The organism is Pseudomonas sp. P105 (assembly GCF_032614175.1).
In the GTDB taxonomy this organism is placed as follows: Bacteria; Pseudomonadota; Gammaproteobacteria; order Pseudomonadales; family Pseudomonadaceae; genus Aquipseudomonas; species Aquipseudomonas rhizophila.
The window spans coordinates 3679904-3692477 of the sequence record NZ_CP126693.1 but is presented as its reverse complement, the minus strand read 5'-3'; the positions used below and the strand labels follow the sequence as shown (position 1 = coordinate 3692477).

Sequence of the window (12574 nt, the reverse complement as noted above, 5' to 3'; positions counted from 1 at the left end):
GGTTCAGAAATCATCGGCCCCTTCGTCTTCTGTTCCTGCAAATGCGACTTCTTCGCATTGATAGCCAAGGACATCAGCATGCGGTCGACCCCCTTCCTCGCGGCGCTAGCCGTACTCCCCCTGGCCATGGCTGCCGCACAGGCGCAAGCCGTACAGCTCGACGTGCCCGCCCAGCGACTCGACGCGGCGCTCATCGACTTCGCCGAGCAGGCCGACGTGCGTCTGCTCTATGAGGCCGGCCTGACCCGTGGCAGTGGTGTGGCGCAGGCGCTCAAGGGCGACTATTCGGTGGTCGACGGCCTGCAGCGGTTGTTGGAGGGCAGTGGCCTGAGCTTCCAGACTGGCAAGGACGGCACCATCACTCTGGTGCCGCTGCCCGAGCAAGGTGTGTTGGAGCTGGGCTCCACCACCATTAGCGGGATCGCCGACGGCCGTGTCGATCTGCCGGCCGAGTACGCCGGTGGGCAGACGGCGCGGGGTGCCCGCATCGGCGTGCTGGGCAACCAGGACATGCAAGATGTGCCCTTCGCCTTTTCCAGTTACACCTCCGAGCTGATTGAGACGCGCCAGGCGCAGACCCTGGCCGAGGTGCTGGCCAGCGATCCGGGCGTGCGTCAGTCGTTCGGCTTCGGCAACTTCTCCCAGGTGTTCGTCGTGCGCGGGTTCCAGCTGTTCAGCGACGATATTGCCTTCAACGGGCTGTACGGTGTTCTGCCGCGACAGATCATCTCCACCGAGTCGGTCGAGCGGGTTGAGGTGTTCAAGGGGGCTAACGCCTTTGTGAATGGCGTGTCGCCGTCGGGCAGCGGTGTCGGCGGGGCGATCAACGTGGTCTCCAAGCGTGCCGAGGACAGCCCCACGCGCCGCGCCACCTTGGACTATGCCAGCGACAACCGAGTGGGTGGGCACCTCGACCTGGGCCAGCGCTTCGGCGAGGAAAACCGTTTCGGCGTACGGGTGAACCTGGCCCAGCGCGAGGGCGAGACAGCGGTGGACGAGGAGCACTCGCGCTTCAGTCTCGCCACCCTCGGCCTGGACTACCGCGGCGACCGTCTGCGACTGTCTGCGGATCTCGGTTACCAGAAGCAACGGGTCAACGAGGGGCGCTCGGTGGTCTATCTGACCACGACGGGGCCTACCAGCACTCTCAACGGCAAGACGCCGTCGGCACCCGACTCCGACCACAACTACGCGCAACCCTGGAGCTGGTCGCAACTCGAAGACACCTATGGCATGTTCAGCGCCGAGTACGACCTGTCGCCCACTTGGACGGCATACCTAAGTGCAGGCGGCAAATACACGCGGGAGAACGGTATCTACGCCTCCAACTATGTCTACGGCGCGAACGGCGACGCACGTATCGGTCGCCTCTATTCGCCGCTGGACCAGGAGACCCTGAGCGCCGTCACGGGGCTGCGCGGCGAACTCACCACCGGGCCGGTCAGTCACCGCATCAACCTGGCCGGCAACGGCATCTGGCAGGAGAAGCGCAACGCGTTCGAGTCCACCGTGGCGGGCAGTCGCGGCTTCGGCAATCTGTATGAGGGCCAGCCCATCGCCGAGCCGCCGGCTACCAGCGTCTCCGGCGATATTCACGACCCGGACACCACCGCCAAGGTGCAGAACCGCAGCCTGGCGGTGTCCGACACCCTGGGCTTGCTCGACGACCGCGTGCTGCTGACCCTGGGCGTGCGTCGCCAATCCATCAGCTCCGATGCCTGGAGCGCGGCCAGCGGTGCCCGCACCTCAAACTATCAGGAAAGTATCACCACGCCGGCCTATGGGCTTGTGATCAAGCCCACCGAGTTCCTGTCGCTCTATGCCAACCGCGTCGAGTCCCTGCAGCAGGGGCCGACCGCGCCGGGCGCCGCGCTCAACAGCGGCGAGATGTTCGCGCCCTATCGCTCCAAGCAGATCGAGATGGGCGCCAAGCTCGACTGGGGCACCTTCGGCGGCAGTCTCAGCCTGTTCCGCATCGAACAGCCGCAGGGCGTGCTCGGCGGCGACGGCTATTACCGGGTGGATGCCGAGCAGCGTAATCGCGGCGTGGAGCTGAGTCTGTTCGGCGAGCCGCTGGACGGCCTGCGCCTGCTGAGCGGCGCCACCTGGACCAAAGCCGAGCTGCGCGGCACAGCCGGCGGCCGCGACGATGGCAACCAGGCGGTGGGTGTGCCGCAGTTCCAATTCAATCTGGGCGCCGACTGGGATGTGCCCGGCTTGTCCGGGTTGAGCCTGAACGGCCTGCTGCTGCGCACCGGCGGTCAGTTCGTCGACAGCGCCAACGAATACAGCATCCCTGCCTGGACCCGTGTCGATCTCGGCGCGCGCTATCGGACGCAACTGGAAGGCCGCGCACTGACCTTCAATGCGATGCTGGAGAACGTCGCCGACGAGAACTACTGGGCCTCTGCCAACGGTGGCTACCTGACTCAAGGTGCGCCGCGCACGCTCAAAGTGTCGGCCACCGTTGATTTCTGAAGTTACCCTCGATAAGGAGGGCGCCGTTTGCAAGCTGTGTGAATACGCTAAAGGCGATTTCACCTGACGCTCCGAGAGGCTGCATTCGCGGCCTCTGTCGTCGTTGCTGCGATCGCACCAGAACCAGTCATGGGTAGCGTCAAAGAGGGCGGTGAATTCGCCCTTGACGCTTTTGACCTGCTTGGCCCGTTATCGTGGTTTTTTTCAGAAAAGCCTTCACTCATGGCCACAGGCTGCTTTCGGCTAGAAGCAGGCACTCGCTCCAGCCTGTGAAACCGCTGGCAATTCGAACCCCAGAATTATTCTAATCTCTCGTATTGACATATCGGTAAATCTCGATATCCTGAGCGCATGGAACTCATCGAAATATTCAAAGCCCTCTCGAACCCTACGCGTCTTCAAATCCTGAAAGGTTTGAAGGATCCCGTAAAGAACTTCCCTCCGCAGGATGAGGGTGACGTTCTCACGGTCGGCGTCTGCGTCAGTAGTATTCAAGAGGGTATCGGGCTGTCGCAGTCAACGGTGTCTGGTTATCTTGCCACGTTGCAGCGAGTGGGCCTGGTCGAAGTCAGGCGTATCGGTCAGTGGACCTACTACAAGCGCAATGAAGCAACTATCAGCGCGCTTGCCGAGATCATAGGGAAAGATTTGTAATTTTTTTACCGTAACATATCGAGATATCTCGATATTCAATTTTATAGATGCGAGGATTTACCATGAAAGCGATGATACTGAAGTCATTTGGCGGTCCTGAGTCGTTCGAACTCCGCGACGTGCCCAAGCCCGCGCCGGGCGCGGGACAGGTCCTGGTCCGGGTACACGCAACCTCGATCAACCCGTTGGATTATCAGGTTCGACGTGGCGACTATGCCGACCTGGTGCCACTGCCGGCCATTACCGGACACGACGTATCGGGCGTTGTCGAAGAAGTCGGGCCGGGTGTGACGAGCTTCGCTCCAGGAGACGAAGTCTGGTACACCCCGCAAATTTTCGACGGCCCAGGCAGTTATGCCGAGTACCACGTTGCGGCCGAAGGCATCATCGGGCGTAAGCCGCAATCACTGAGCCACCTTGAGGCAGCAAGTCTGACCCTGGTTGGCGGGACGGTGTGGGAAGCACTGACCGTGCGAGCGGCGCTCAGAGTGGGGGAGAGCATTCTGATACACGGCGGCGCGGGAGGCGTAGGGCATGTCGCGATCCAGGTGGCAAAAGCCATTGGAGCGCGGGTCTTCACGACCGTGCGCGAAGCAAACTTTGAGTTCGCACGCAGCCTGGGTGCCGATGTGCTCATCGACTACGAAAAGGAGGATTACGTCGACGCCATCATGCGCGAAACCGGTGGTCACGGCGTGGATGTGGTGTTCGACACCATCGGCGGCAACACACTGACGCGTAGCCCCGACGTGCTCGCCCAACTCGGCCGCCTAGTCTCGATTGTGGACATTGCCCAGCCGCAAAACCTTGTTCAGGCGTGGGGCAAGAACGCGAGTTATCACTTCGTTTTTACCCGACAAAACCGCGGCAAACTTGATGAGCTGAGCGCATTGGTAGAGCGCGGTCAACTGCGCCCGCACGTTGGCGCGGTCTATTCGCTGGCCGACATTGGGCTTGCCCACGCTCGACTGGAGAGCCCCAACAACGGCCTTCAGGGAAAAATCGCGATTGCAGTCGAGCCATCGCTCATCTCGTGAGTGCGTACTTTCAATCAACTGAGCTTGTTGGAGGAATGCCATGATTTATGAAATCGCTCTGCTCCCCGTTCACAAAGAACGCATTGAAGCGTTCAGACACGCATTTGCCGAGGTCGCCCCTTTGCTCACCCGCGCAAAGGGTTACGGCGGCCACTTGCTAGCGCAAGGGATTGAAACCCCCCAGCAATTCAACCTGATCGTGCGCTGGGCTTCACTTGAGGATCACACGCCGGGCTTCGAAGCGAGTGAAGACCATCGGCTGTTCATGATGGGCTTGGAGGAATATTTTTCGGAAGAGCCGACGGTCTACCATATTGAGGGGGGGAGCTTTTAGGACTGACGAACATGATGCTTCCAACAATACCGTCGGCATGGATGCTGCCGGCGCCTTGAGGGGCTTGTGGCCTTGAAGCAAATAGCCGTTGTTGGAAGCAGACGTTCATGACCGGCAACTCTCGACCCAAAGCGGACATTCTTCAGGCACAACACGCTCATCAACAGCCCCAGAGCGCCTTTCAGTCTGATCGGCTCGATACCGATGCCTTTGCTGGGAACGAGGTTTCGCTGTTTACTGCTGTTTAGGGATTGCCTGAACCAATAGCCGGACGACCGATACACGATGCATCCCATAACGTCATTATTTGCGTCACCGCGTCATCTATCTGTTTGAGGGGCACACCGTCGCGAGCCAGTACCGAAATCCCCAACAGAAAGCTGTCAAACACCGTAGCCAATGCCTCGGGCACGACCGTGGTTGGCAGCTCCCCGGATGCGATAGCGCGTTCGACACACTCCACCATCCTGGCACGGTTCAAGGATCTGGCGTCAGCCAGCGGCTGCGAGATGGCTTTGCTCTCATCCGTGCAGGCACTCAACAGACCCAGCGCCACCAAGCACCCTGCGGGGTGGTCGGGCTCACACTGCATTTTCGCGGAGCGCCGCAGCGTAAGTTCGATCGACTCTCTCGGGGAGAGCGTGGTGTCAAACAGGCTATCGGTCACCCGGCCGTGGGTGTTCAGATAACGTTCCATCACCTCATTGAACAGCGCCTGCTTTGAGCCGAATGCAGCGTAGAAGCTGGGTGCGGTGATGCCGCCGCCGATATTTGCCTTGAGCTGGCTGAGTGATGTTGCGTAATAGCCGTGCTCCCAGAACAAATGCATCGCCTGAGTAATCGCCACGCCACGGTCAAAGGTGCGTGGACGTCCCATCTGTGCCATGTGAACCTCCTCTCGATCAATTAAATACTAATCGATATATAAGTCGTTGACTAGATGGCGGCACACCTCCATATTGTACCGATCAGTATATATGTGAGGTGGCAAATGACTACAGATGAGCGACAGAGCGCAAAGCTTCCGCTTGGGGCATTACTTGCACTGGCCATGACGGGTTTCATTTGCATTGTCACCGAGACCTTGCCAGCGGGCTTGCTGCCCGAAATTGGCAGTGGCCTGGGTGTCTCTGCGTCTCTGGCCGGACAGATGGTGACAGTCTATGCGTTGGGGTCGTTGCTGGCGGCAATCCCGCTGACCATTGCCACGCAAAGCTGGCGCCGCAGAACGGTACTGCTGGTGACCATTGTCGGCTTCCTGGCATTCAACTCCCTCACGGCGCTGTCTTCCGACTACTGGCTGACGCTGATTGCACGGTTTTTCGCTGGGGTTTCAGCGGGGCTGGCCTGGAGCCTTATCGCGGGCTATGCACGGCGCATGGTCGCCCCACATATGCAGGGGCGCGCATTGGCGGTGGCGATGGTGGGTACGCCCATCGCGTTGTCGTTGGGTGTGCCGATGGGAACCTGGCTGGGTGGATTCATGGGCTGGCGCATGGCCTTTGGATTGATGTCCGGCATGACCCTGGTATTGATCGTTTGGGTGCTGATCAAAGTGCCGGATTACCCAGGCCAATCATCCTCACAGCGCATGCCGTTACGTCTGGTGTTTTTCACCCCAGGCGTTCGCTCGGTATTGGCTGTCGTCTTCACCTGGATGCTGGCCCACAACATTCTTTACACCTATATCGCGCCCTTCGTTTCCAAGGCTGGGCTGAACAGTGACGTCGATTTGGTATTGCTCACATTTGGTGTCGCGGCGCTTACCAGCATCTGGCTCACGGGCCGACTGGTTGACCGGCACCTGCGAACAACCGTGCTGGCCAGCCTTGCAACATTCGCAGCGGTTTCGATTTTCATCGGAGTGTTCTCAGGCTCCGCCGCGGCCATTTACGTGGGTGTCTTTATTTGGGGGCTGACCTTTGGTGGCGCGGCCACCTTGCTGCAAACAGCACTCGCCGACGCCGCAGGTAAGGGCTCTGACGTTGCGCTTTCGATGAACGTAGTGGTCTGGAACAGCGCTATTGCCGGCGGTGGATTGCTGGGTGGCGTGTTACTCGGCCAATGGGGAACGAGTGCATTTCCGGGCGTGTTGCTGGCGTTGCTATTGATCAGCCTGGCCATTGCATTTCGGGCACGGGCGCATGGTTTTCCGCAAGGTCAACGGCACACCACCCAGGCGATCCACAGTCATTGATCGGCGGATAGCACGCCTTCGCATGGTCGTAATTTTCAGTCATGACTTGATGGATAAATGAAATGAAAAAGCGCATTAGATTGGCCCTCGCCGCAGTCGCAATCACCCTGGCTTTGCCATGCTTGGCTCAAGCGGCAGAGTTTCCTGTTCCAGCGGGATTCAAGAGTGAATTCAAAACCATAGACGGCGTCAGGCTCCACTATGTGAAAGGCGGTTCCGGGCCTTTGGTTTACCTGGTCCACGGATTTGGTCAAGCCTGGTATGAGTGGCACAGCTTGATGCCCGAACTTGCGAGGACTCACACGGTAGTTGCGGTGGATTTACCGGGCCTGGGCGAGTCGGAACCGCCCAAGACCAGTTACACCGGCACTGAGGTCTCGAAATATCTGTTCGCCCTCGCGACACAGCTAAGCGGCAATCAGCCGTTTGATCTGGTTGCGCATGACATCGGTATCTGGAACACCTATCCAATGGCAGTAACGCACCAAAGCCAGATAAGGAAACTGGTGTACATGGAGGCACCGATTCCCGACAAGCGCATGTACGATTTCCCGGCATTCTCCCCACAGGGAGAGTCACTGGTCTGGCATTTCAGCTTCTTCGCCGCTGGCGACCAGTTGGCCGAAAAGTTGATCACAGGGCATGAAAAGCTGTTCCTCTCGCACTTCATCAAAGAACACGCGACCAACAAGGATGTCTTCACGCCTGAGCTGCTCGATCTGTACGCCAAGTCATACGCCAAGCCCCATACGCTGAACGCGTCGTTCGAATACTACCGAGCGCTTAACGAATCGGTCGCTGAAAACGTCGAGCTGTCGAAGACCACCCTGAACATGCCCGTCCTGGCAATCGGCGGTGGAGGGCACGGCGCAATGGGGCAATTTCAAGTGGATCAGATGAAAGAGTACGCGACGAATGTAGAAGGCCAAGTCTTGCCCAATTGTGGGCACTGGTTGCCGGAGGAGTGCTCCGCTGAATTGAATCCTCTGGTGGTCAAATTCTTGAATAACTGACGGATGCTCTTGATGCGTAAGGTGGCTGCTATTCGAGGCGCGGCAGCCACCGGTGTGAACCGTAGTCGGGGCTTGGCAAATGTCCGCTTTCATCCGAAAGGGGCAGGTGACGTTACCCGTTTACATCCGGTGATGTTCCAGCAAGAAGTCCACGAATAACCGCACCCGCGCCGGCATTGCCGAACCACCTACGAACACCGCATGAATCGGCTCACGGTCTCCGGGGTTCCAGGTTTCCAGCAGCGGTACCAGATCGCCGCGCCGCAGGTCCTCGGCTACGGTGAAATAGCCGATACGCGCGATGCCAGCGCCTACCCGTGCGAGTTGTGCCAGCGCTTCACCACTGCTGCATTCGATGTTGCCGCTGACCTTCAGGGAAAACTCATTTCCCTCGCGGATGAACGGCCAGTTGGGTTCGGCACGCCGGAAGTTGAAGCGCAGGCAGTTGTGCCGTAGCAGGTCTTCCGGTTCCCGGGGGATGCCGTGGCGCTGCAGATACTCGGGCGATGCCACCACGACCTGGCCGGTGTCGCCGATCCTTCGTGCGGTCAGCGGGCTGTCGGGCAGATGGCCAAAGCGTACCGCCACGTCGGCCTGACCGCCGAGAATGTCGACCACTTCGTCGCCGAGGGTGAGGTCGACGACGATGTTCGGGTAGCGGGCGCTGAATGCTGCCACCAAGGGAACGATGGTCTGGCGCCCATGGCCGAGGGCGGCACTGACCCGCAAACGGCCCCGGGGCACGCCCTGGTCGGCGATGGCTTCTTCGACCTCGGCCATGTCGGCCAGGATACGGCGGGCGCCGCGCAGGTAAGCCTCGCCCTCGGCGGTGAAGGTGATCGCTCGGGTGGTGCGCAACAACAGGCGAGTGCCAAGACGTTGTTCAGTACGCGCGATGATCCGACTGACCGCCGAGGGGGTCAGCCCCAATGCACGCGCGGCGGCTGACAGGCTGCCTTCCTGCGCCACGGTGGCGAACACGCTCATTTCACCTGATCTGCCGTTGAAGTCCATTTGTGCTCCGTACGCAAAGGTGATTGCCAGAAATGCTATCTACCGCCTGAAAAAGTTGGATCGTAGCATTGGCGGCATAGATAAGGAGCCTTCCATGCGTATCAATCCACCGCTTGTCGCACTCGCCATTGGTGCCTTTGGCATCGGCGTTACCGAGTTCGCCCCCATGGGCATGTTGCCGGGCATCGCTGCGGATCTCGGCGTATCCATTCCCGCCGCAGGTTTGTTGGTCAGTGCCTACGCCTTGGGCGTATTGCTCGGCGCGCCGCTGATGACCCTGACCACCGGCAGGATTCCCCGGCGCTATCTGCTGATCGGACTCATGGCGATTTTTACCCTGGGTAATCTGATGTCAGCCCTGGCTACCGATTACTACAGCCTGATGGTTGCCAGAGTGGTGACCTCACTGAACCACGGTGCGTTCTTTGGCGTCGGCTCCATCGTCGCCGCTAGCGTGGTCGCCCCGGAGAAACGCGCCGGGGCGGTTGCGGCCATGTTCTTGGGCCTGACCCTGGCCACCATCGGCGGTGTGCCGCTGGCCGCCTGGTTTGGCGAACTGTTCGGCTGGCGCACCGCATTCTGGGGTATTACCGGACTCGGCGTGGTAACCATGGCCGCGTTGTGGTTCGCGCTACCGAACCTGCAGGCGCCACAAAGCGTCGGTGTAATGGCCGAAATTCGGGTGCTGGGTCGTGGACCGGTGCTGGGTGCATTGGCCCTGACCGTAGTCGGCTCGGGTGCAATGTTTACCGTCTTCACCTACATCGCGCCGATCCTCAGCAGCGAAACCCATGCATCAACCGCCTACATCACCGCCATGCTGATGCTGTTCGGTGTGGGGTTGACGCTGGGCAACATGTGGGGCGGCAAGGCCGCCGACCGCTCGATAGATCGCACCCTGATCGTTTCACTGAGCGTGCTGATTCTCGTCTTGTTGGCATTCACCGTATTGATGCGTTGGCCGCTGCCGGCCGCCGTTGCCATCCTGATATGGGGGATCGCCAGCTTCGCCCTGGTGCCGCCGCTACAGATGCGCGTCATGGAAGCCGCCAAGGACGCACCCAATCTGGCCTCGGCGGTGAACATCGGCGCCTTCAACTTGGGTAACGCGATGGGTGCGGCGCTGGGCGGAGCGGTGATCAATACCGGGCTGGGTTATCCGGCGATTTCCCTGGCTGGAGCGGCAATGGCGGGTCTGGGGCTGTTGATGGTGTTGGCTTTTGCCTGGCGTTCCAGAACGGTTGCAACTGCGGTGGTGTGACGATGATGTGAGGGGGGCTCCCTTTAGCTGCGGGCCCTTTTAGCTGAAAGCAACTGGCGCTTGACTTAGAGCGCGCTCTAACCAATAGCCTCCTTGTTGCACCGCCAAAACGGCCAGGTCCGTTGCGCGGCTTAAACAAGGAGACAGGTCATGACATTAAAAAAACTGAGCGCTGTAACCGGGCTCGTGCTTTCAGCAATCGCAATTCCGGCGTCGGCAACTGAACCGGATAGTCGACGAGTGAAAGGGGTCGAGACCCTGGAAAGAATCACCGGGACCACCGGCAACAACGTGGTCAAGTCGCTTAGCGATATCTCGCCCGAGCTGGGTGAATGGATAGTCGATTTCGCCTATGGTGATGTGTTTTCCAGGCCTGGTGTTGCTCTGTGCACACGCGAGCTGGCAACCATCGCGGCCCTCACCGCATTGGGGAACGCGCAACCTCAACTCAAGGTGCATATAGAGGGGGCGCTGAATGTGGGTTGTAAACCTGAGGAGATCGTTGAAATCATCATCCAGATGGCGGTGTATGCTGGTTTTCCAAGCGCGTTGAATGGCATCAGCGCAGCGCGGGAAGTGTTTGCCAAACGAGGCATCAAAATTGTTGCCGCACCTCCCGAGTGAGCGGGACGGGTGCATTACCGAACACCGATGGCCAAGGATTGTGCTTATGAACGCCTACCAGACGATTGACCAGGTCGCCAAGCGCACTGGCCTTACGGCCTATACCCTGCGCTACTACGAACGCATCGGCCTGTTGGCGCCGGTCGCCCGTGCGGCCGGCGGGCAACGGCTTTATGCGCAGACTGATATGGCGTGGCTGGAGTTTTTGCTGCGTTTACGCACCACTCACATGACCATCGGCAAAATGCAAACATTCGCCAAGCTGCGCAGCGCTGGGGACTCAACGATTACCGAACGCCGCCAGATGCTGGAGAGCCATTTACAGGATGTACAGGCCGAAGTTGCTGCCATGCAAAAGGCCGTTGCTGCACTGCAAGTCAAGATTGACCACTACCGTGCGCTTGAGGCCAAGGAGGAAGGTTAGGATCTGCTCTGTTGGTCGACTCCCGCCCATCACGACAAGCAGAGTCTCGCTGAAATCCTTCATGGCCGCGAGCGAAGTGGGCACCTTGAGACTATGCTCAGTGTCACTGCAGGCAATGTACTGATTTCGGTTTTCAGCCGCCAAGGAAAGGAGTCTGTATGTCTCTGGTTCTTCGTGCCCGGTTCTATGATTGGAATGACCGAATGAGCAATCCGGTAACCGGTGCCCATGGGCGCAGCTTGATCAATGGGCAATATCTCCTCAGTTCGTGAGCGTTTGGGCGCTTCATTCACAGGGTCGACGATCTCCAATCTGAAGGCCGACTTCTCCAACCAGGTCGAGCAGTCGATCCAGACTGTCGGCAAATGCAGGTGGATTACTTTTGGTAAATCCCAAGGACATGGAGAGCCGCATGAACACTAAACCACTCCACAAAATCTTATGGCGCCTCGCCGGCTGCGTGACCGGGCTGGCGATGGTTGTCGCCAATCCAGCCCAAGCTGCCGATGGCGGCATCGCCGGCGGCCCTACCTCAAGCTATAGCATTGCCTTCAGCAACTCCTACGCGGGCAGTGATTTCCGCAAAGTGATGGTGCGCAACTGGCAGGAGGTGGCGGCCCAAGCCCAAAAGGATGGCTTGATCCGCGAGGCTCCGGTGGTCAGCGCCAATAACTCCGCAGCGGAACAGGCGGCCCATATCCAGGACATGATCGTCAAAGGCGTGAACGCCATCGTCATCCTGGCCGCGTCCGACACGGCCCTCAACGGGGTGATTCGCGATGCATGCAACGCTGGCATCGTGGTGGTCGTCATGGCCAGTCTGGTCACCGAAAGCTGCGTCTATACCGTGGACTACAACTGGTCCGCCATGGGCCGCGTGGAAATGGATTATATCGCCGAGCGTCTCAAGGGGAACGGAACACTGCTGGAGATCCGCGGCATTGCCGGCGATGCCACCGATAAAAACATCAGTGACGGCATTCGCAAAGCCGCCAGCGACTACCCGGGCCTGAAGTTCGCCAAGACCGTGTACGGGAACTGGACGGCGTCCGTCGCACGCAAGGAGGTGGCGCTGGCACTGCCGTCGCTTCCCAGCATTGATGCCGTCGCGACTCAGGGGGGCGACGGCTACGGCGCGGCCATGGCGTTCAAGGCGGCGGGGCGCCCTTTGCCGATTATTGTGATGGGGAACCGTCAGGACGAACTTGCCCTGTGGAAGCAGGAGCGCGATGCCAATGGCTACGAGACCGTCTCGGTCTCCGCCTCCCCAAGCGTCTCCCAGGTGGGGTTCTGGGTGGCCCAGCAGATTCTGGCGGGCAAGCAAGTGCCGAAGTTCGTCGAGGTGCCGCTGGTACGCATCGATGCGAAGGACCTGGACGCCTGGCTCGCCACTATGCCTGTGGGCGGCGCCGCCAATCCTTTCTACAGCCAGGCTTCCGTTGCGGCGATGATCGACGCGGCCGTCAACCATACGGCGCCGCCGACGCCTTTGCCGGAGGTGACGAAGCAGTAGTGGTGGGCGGGGAGCGAGGAGGCGA

The 12574-nt window shown here is 59.8% G+C and carries 12 protein-coding genes; 10 read left to right on the top strand and 2 right to left on the bottom strand.

Annotation, left to right across the window (positions count from 1 at the left end):
• Positions 1–78 precede the first annotated feature (78 nt).
• The 4 genes from QOM08_RS16425 to QOM08_RS16410 all read left to right on the top strand — a co-directional run bounded on the left by QOM08_RS16425 (position 79) and on the right by QOM08_RS16410 (position 4503).
• On the top strand, positions 79–2478 hold the full coding sequence (locus tag QOM08_RS16425) for a TonB-dependent receptor (RefSeq protein ID WP_316911818.1): 2400 nt from the start codon (positions 79–81) through the stop codon (positions 2476–2478).
• A 351-nt stretch (positions 2479–2829) separates the two neighbouring features.
• Positions 2830–3132 carry an ArsR/SmtB family transcription factor gene (locus tag QOM08_RS16420; protein WP_076384103.1) on the top strand — a complete coding sequence of 101 codons (303 nt, stop codon included), beginning with the start codon at positions 2830–2832 and terminating at the stop codon, positions 3130–3132.
• A gap of 62 nt (positions 3133–3194) precedes the next feature.
• Positions 3195–4169: a zinc-dependent alcohol dehydrogenase family protein gene (locus QOM08_RS16415; RefSeq protein ID WP_316911817.1), complete on the top strand. Its 975-nt coding sequence runs from the start codon at positions 3195–3197 to the stop codon at positions 4167–4169.
• Positions 4170–4209: 40 nt separating this feature from the next.
• Positions 4210–4503 (top strand): antibiotic biosynthesis monooxygenase family protein, encoded by a 294-nt coding sequence (locus QOM08_RS16410; RefSeq protein ID WP_047230142.1) that lies wholly within the window; start codon positions 4210–4212, stop codon positions 4501–4503.
• A 244-nt stretch (positions 4504–4747) separates the two neighbouring features.
• On the opposite strand, the gene QOM08_RS16405 is transcribed toward QOM08_RS16410, so the two are convergent.
• Positions 4748–5389: a TetR/AcrR family transcriptional regulator gene (locus tag QOM08_RS16405; RefSeq protein ID WP_316911816.1), complete on the bottom strand. Its 642-nt coding sequence runs from the start codon at positions 5387–5389 to the stop codon at positions 4748–4750.
• 105 nt (positions 5390–5494) lie between these two features.
• On the opposite strand from QOM08_RS16405, the gene QOM08_RS16400 reads away from it, so the two are divergent.
• Complete coding sequence (locus tag QOM08_RS16400) at positions 5495–6700, top strand: MFS transporter (RefSeq protein ID WP_160894371.1); 1206 nt, start codon at positions 5495–5497, stop codon at positions 6698–6700.
• 62 nt (positions 6701–6762) lie between these two features.
• Entirely contained in the window at positions 6763–7713 is a 951-nt protein-coding gene (locus QOM08_RS16395; protein WP_316911815.1) for an alpha/beta hydrolase, read from the top strand.
• Positions 7714–7833: 120 nt separating this feature from the next.
• Here QOM08_RS16395 and QOM08_RS16390 read toward each other — a convergent pair whose 3' ends face one another.
• On the bottom strand, positions 7834–8727 hold the full coding sequence (locus QOM08_RS16390) for a LysR family transcriptional regulator (protein WP_316911814.1): 894 nt from the start codon (positions 8725–8727) through the stop codon (positions 7834–7836).
• Positions 8728–8821: 94 nt separating this feature from the next.
• Between QOM08_RS16390 and QOM08_RS16385 the strand changes: the two genes are divergently transcribed.
• The 4 genes from QOM08_RS16385 to QOM08_RS16370 all read left to right on the top strand — a co-directional run bounded on the left by QOM08_RS16385 (position 8822) and on the right by QOM08_RS16370 (position 12549).
• Positions 8822–9988: an MFS transporter gene (locus tag QOM08_RS16385; RefSeq protein ID WP_274090207.1), complete on the top strand. Its 1167-nt coding sequence runs from the start codon at positions 8822–8824 to the stop codon at positions 9986–9988.
• Between the two features lie 150 nt (positions 9989–10138).
• Positions 10139–10612, top strand: a complete 474-nt coding sequence (locus QOM08_RS16380) for a carboxymuconolactone decarboxylase family protein (RefSeq protein ID WP_076384108.1) — start codon at positions 10139–10141, stop codon at positions 10610–10612.
• A 46-nt stretch (positions 10613–10658) separates the two neighbouring features.
• Positions 10659–11036, top strand: a complete 378-nt coding sequence (locus QOM08_RS16375) for a MerR family transcriptional regulator (RefSeq protein WP_274090206.1) — start codon at positions 10659–10661, stop codon at positions 11034–11036.
• Between the two features lie 412 nt (positions 11037–11448).
• A complete protein-coding gene (locus QOM08_RS16370; protein WP_223194380.1) occupies positions 11449–12549 on the top strand; it encodes an ABC transporter substrate-binding protein in 1101 nt (366 codons plus the stop codon).
• Positions 12550–12574 lie beyond the last annotated feature (25 nt).

Excerpts from the sequence above, each read along its gene's own strand:
- QOM08_RS16380 (WP_076384108.1), top strand. The coding sequence starts at position 10,139 with ATGACATTAAAAAAACTGAGCGCTGTAACCGGGCTCGTGCTTTCAGCA.
- QOM08_RS16375 (WP_274090206.1), top strand. The coding sequence starts at position 10,659 with ATGAACGCCTACCAGACGATTGACCAGGTCGCCAAGCGCACTGGCCTT.
- QOM08_RS16415 (WP_316911817.1), top strand. The coding sequence starts at position 3,195 with ATGAAAGCGATGATACTGAAGTCATTTGGCGGTCCTGAGTCGTTCGAA.
- QOM08_RS16425 (WP_316911818.1), top strand. The coding sequence starts at position 79 with ATGCGGTCGACCCCCTTCCTCGCGGCGCTAGCCGTACTCCCCCTGGCC.
- QOM08_RS16420 (WP_076384103.1), top strand. The coding sequence starts at position 2,830 with ATGGAACTCATCGAAATATTCAAAGCCCTCTCGAACCCTACGCGTCTT.
- QOM08_RS16405 (WP_316911816.1), bottom strand. The coding sequence starts at position 5,389 with ATGGCACAGATGGGACGTCCACGCACCTTTGACCGTGGCGTGGCGATT.
- QOM08_RS16385 (WP_274090207.1), top strand. The coding sequence starts at position 8,822 with ATGCGTATCAATCCACCGCTTGTCGCACTCGCCATTGGTGCCTTTGGC.
- QOM08_RS16370 (WP_223194380.1), top strand. The coding sequence starts at position 11,449 with ATGAACACTAAACCACTCCACAAAATCTTATGGCGCCTCGCCGGCTGC.
- QOM08_RS16395 (WP_316911815.1), top strand. The coding sequence starts at position 6,763 with ATGAAAAAGCGCATTAGATTGGCCCTCGCCGCAGTCGCAATCACCCTG.
- QOM08_RS16400 (WP_160894371.1), top strand. The coding sequence starts at position 5,495 with ATGACTACAGATGAGCGACAGAGCGCAAAGCTTCCGCTTGGGGCATTA.
- QOM08_RS16390 (WP_316911814.1), bottom strand. The coding sequence starts at position 8,727 with ATGGACTTCAACGGCAGATCAGGTGAAATGAGCGTGTTCGCCACCGTG.
- QOM08_RS16410 (WP_047230142.1), top strand. The coding sequence starts at position 4,210 with ATGATTTATGAAATCGCTCTGCTCCCCGTTCACAAAGAACGCATTGAA.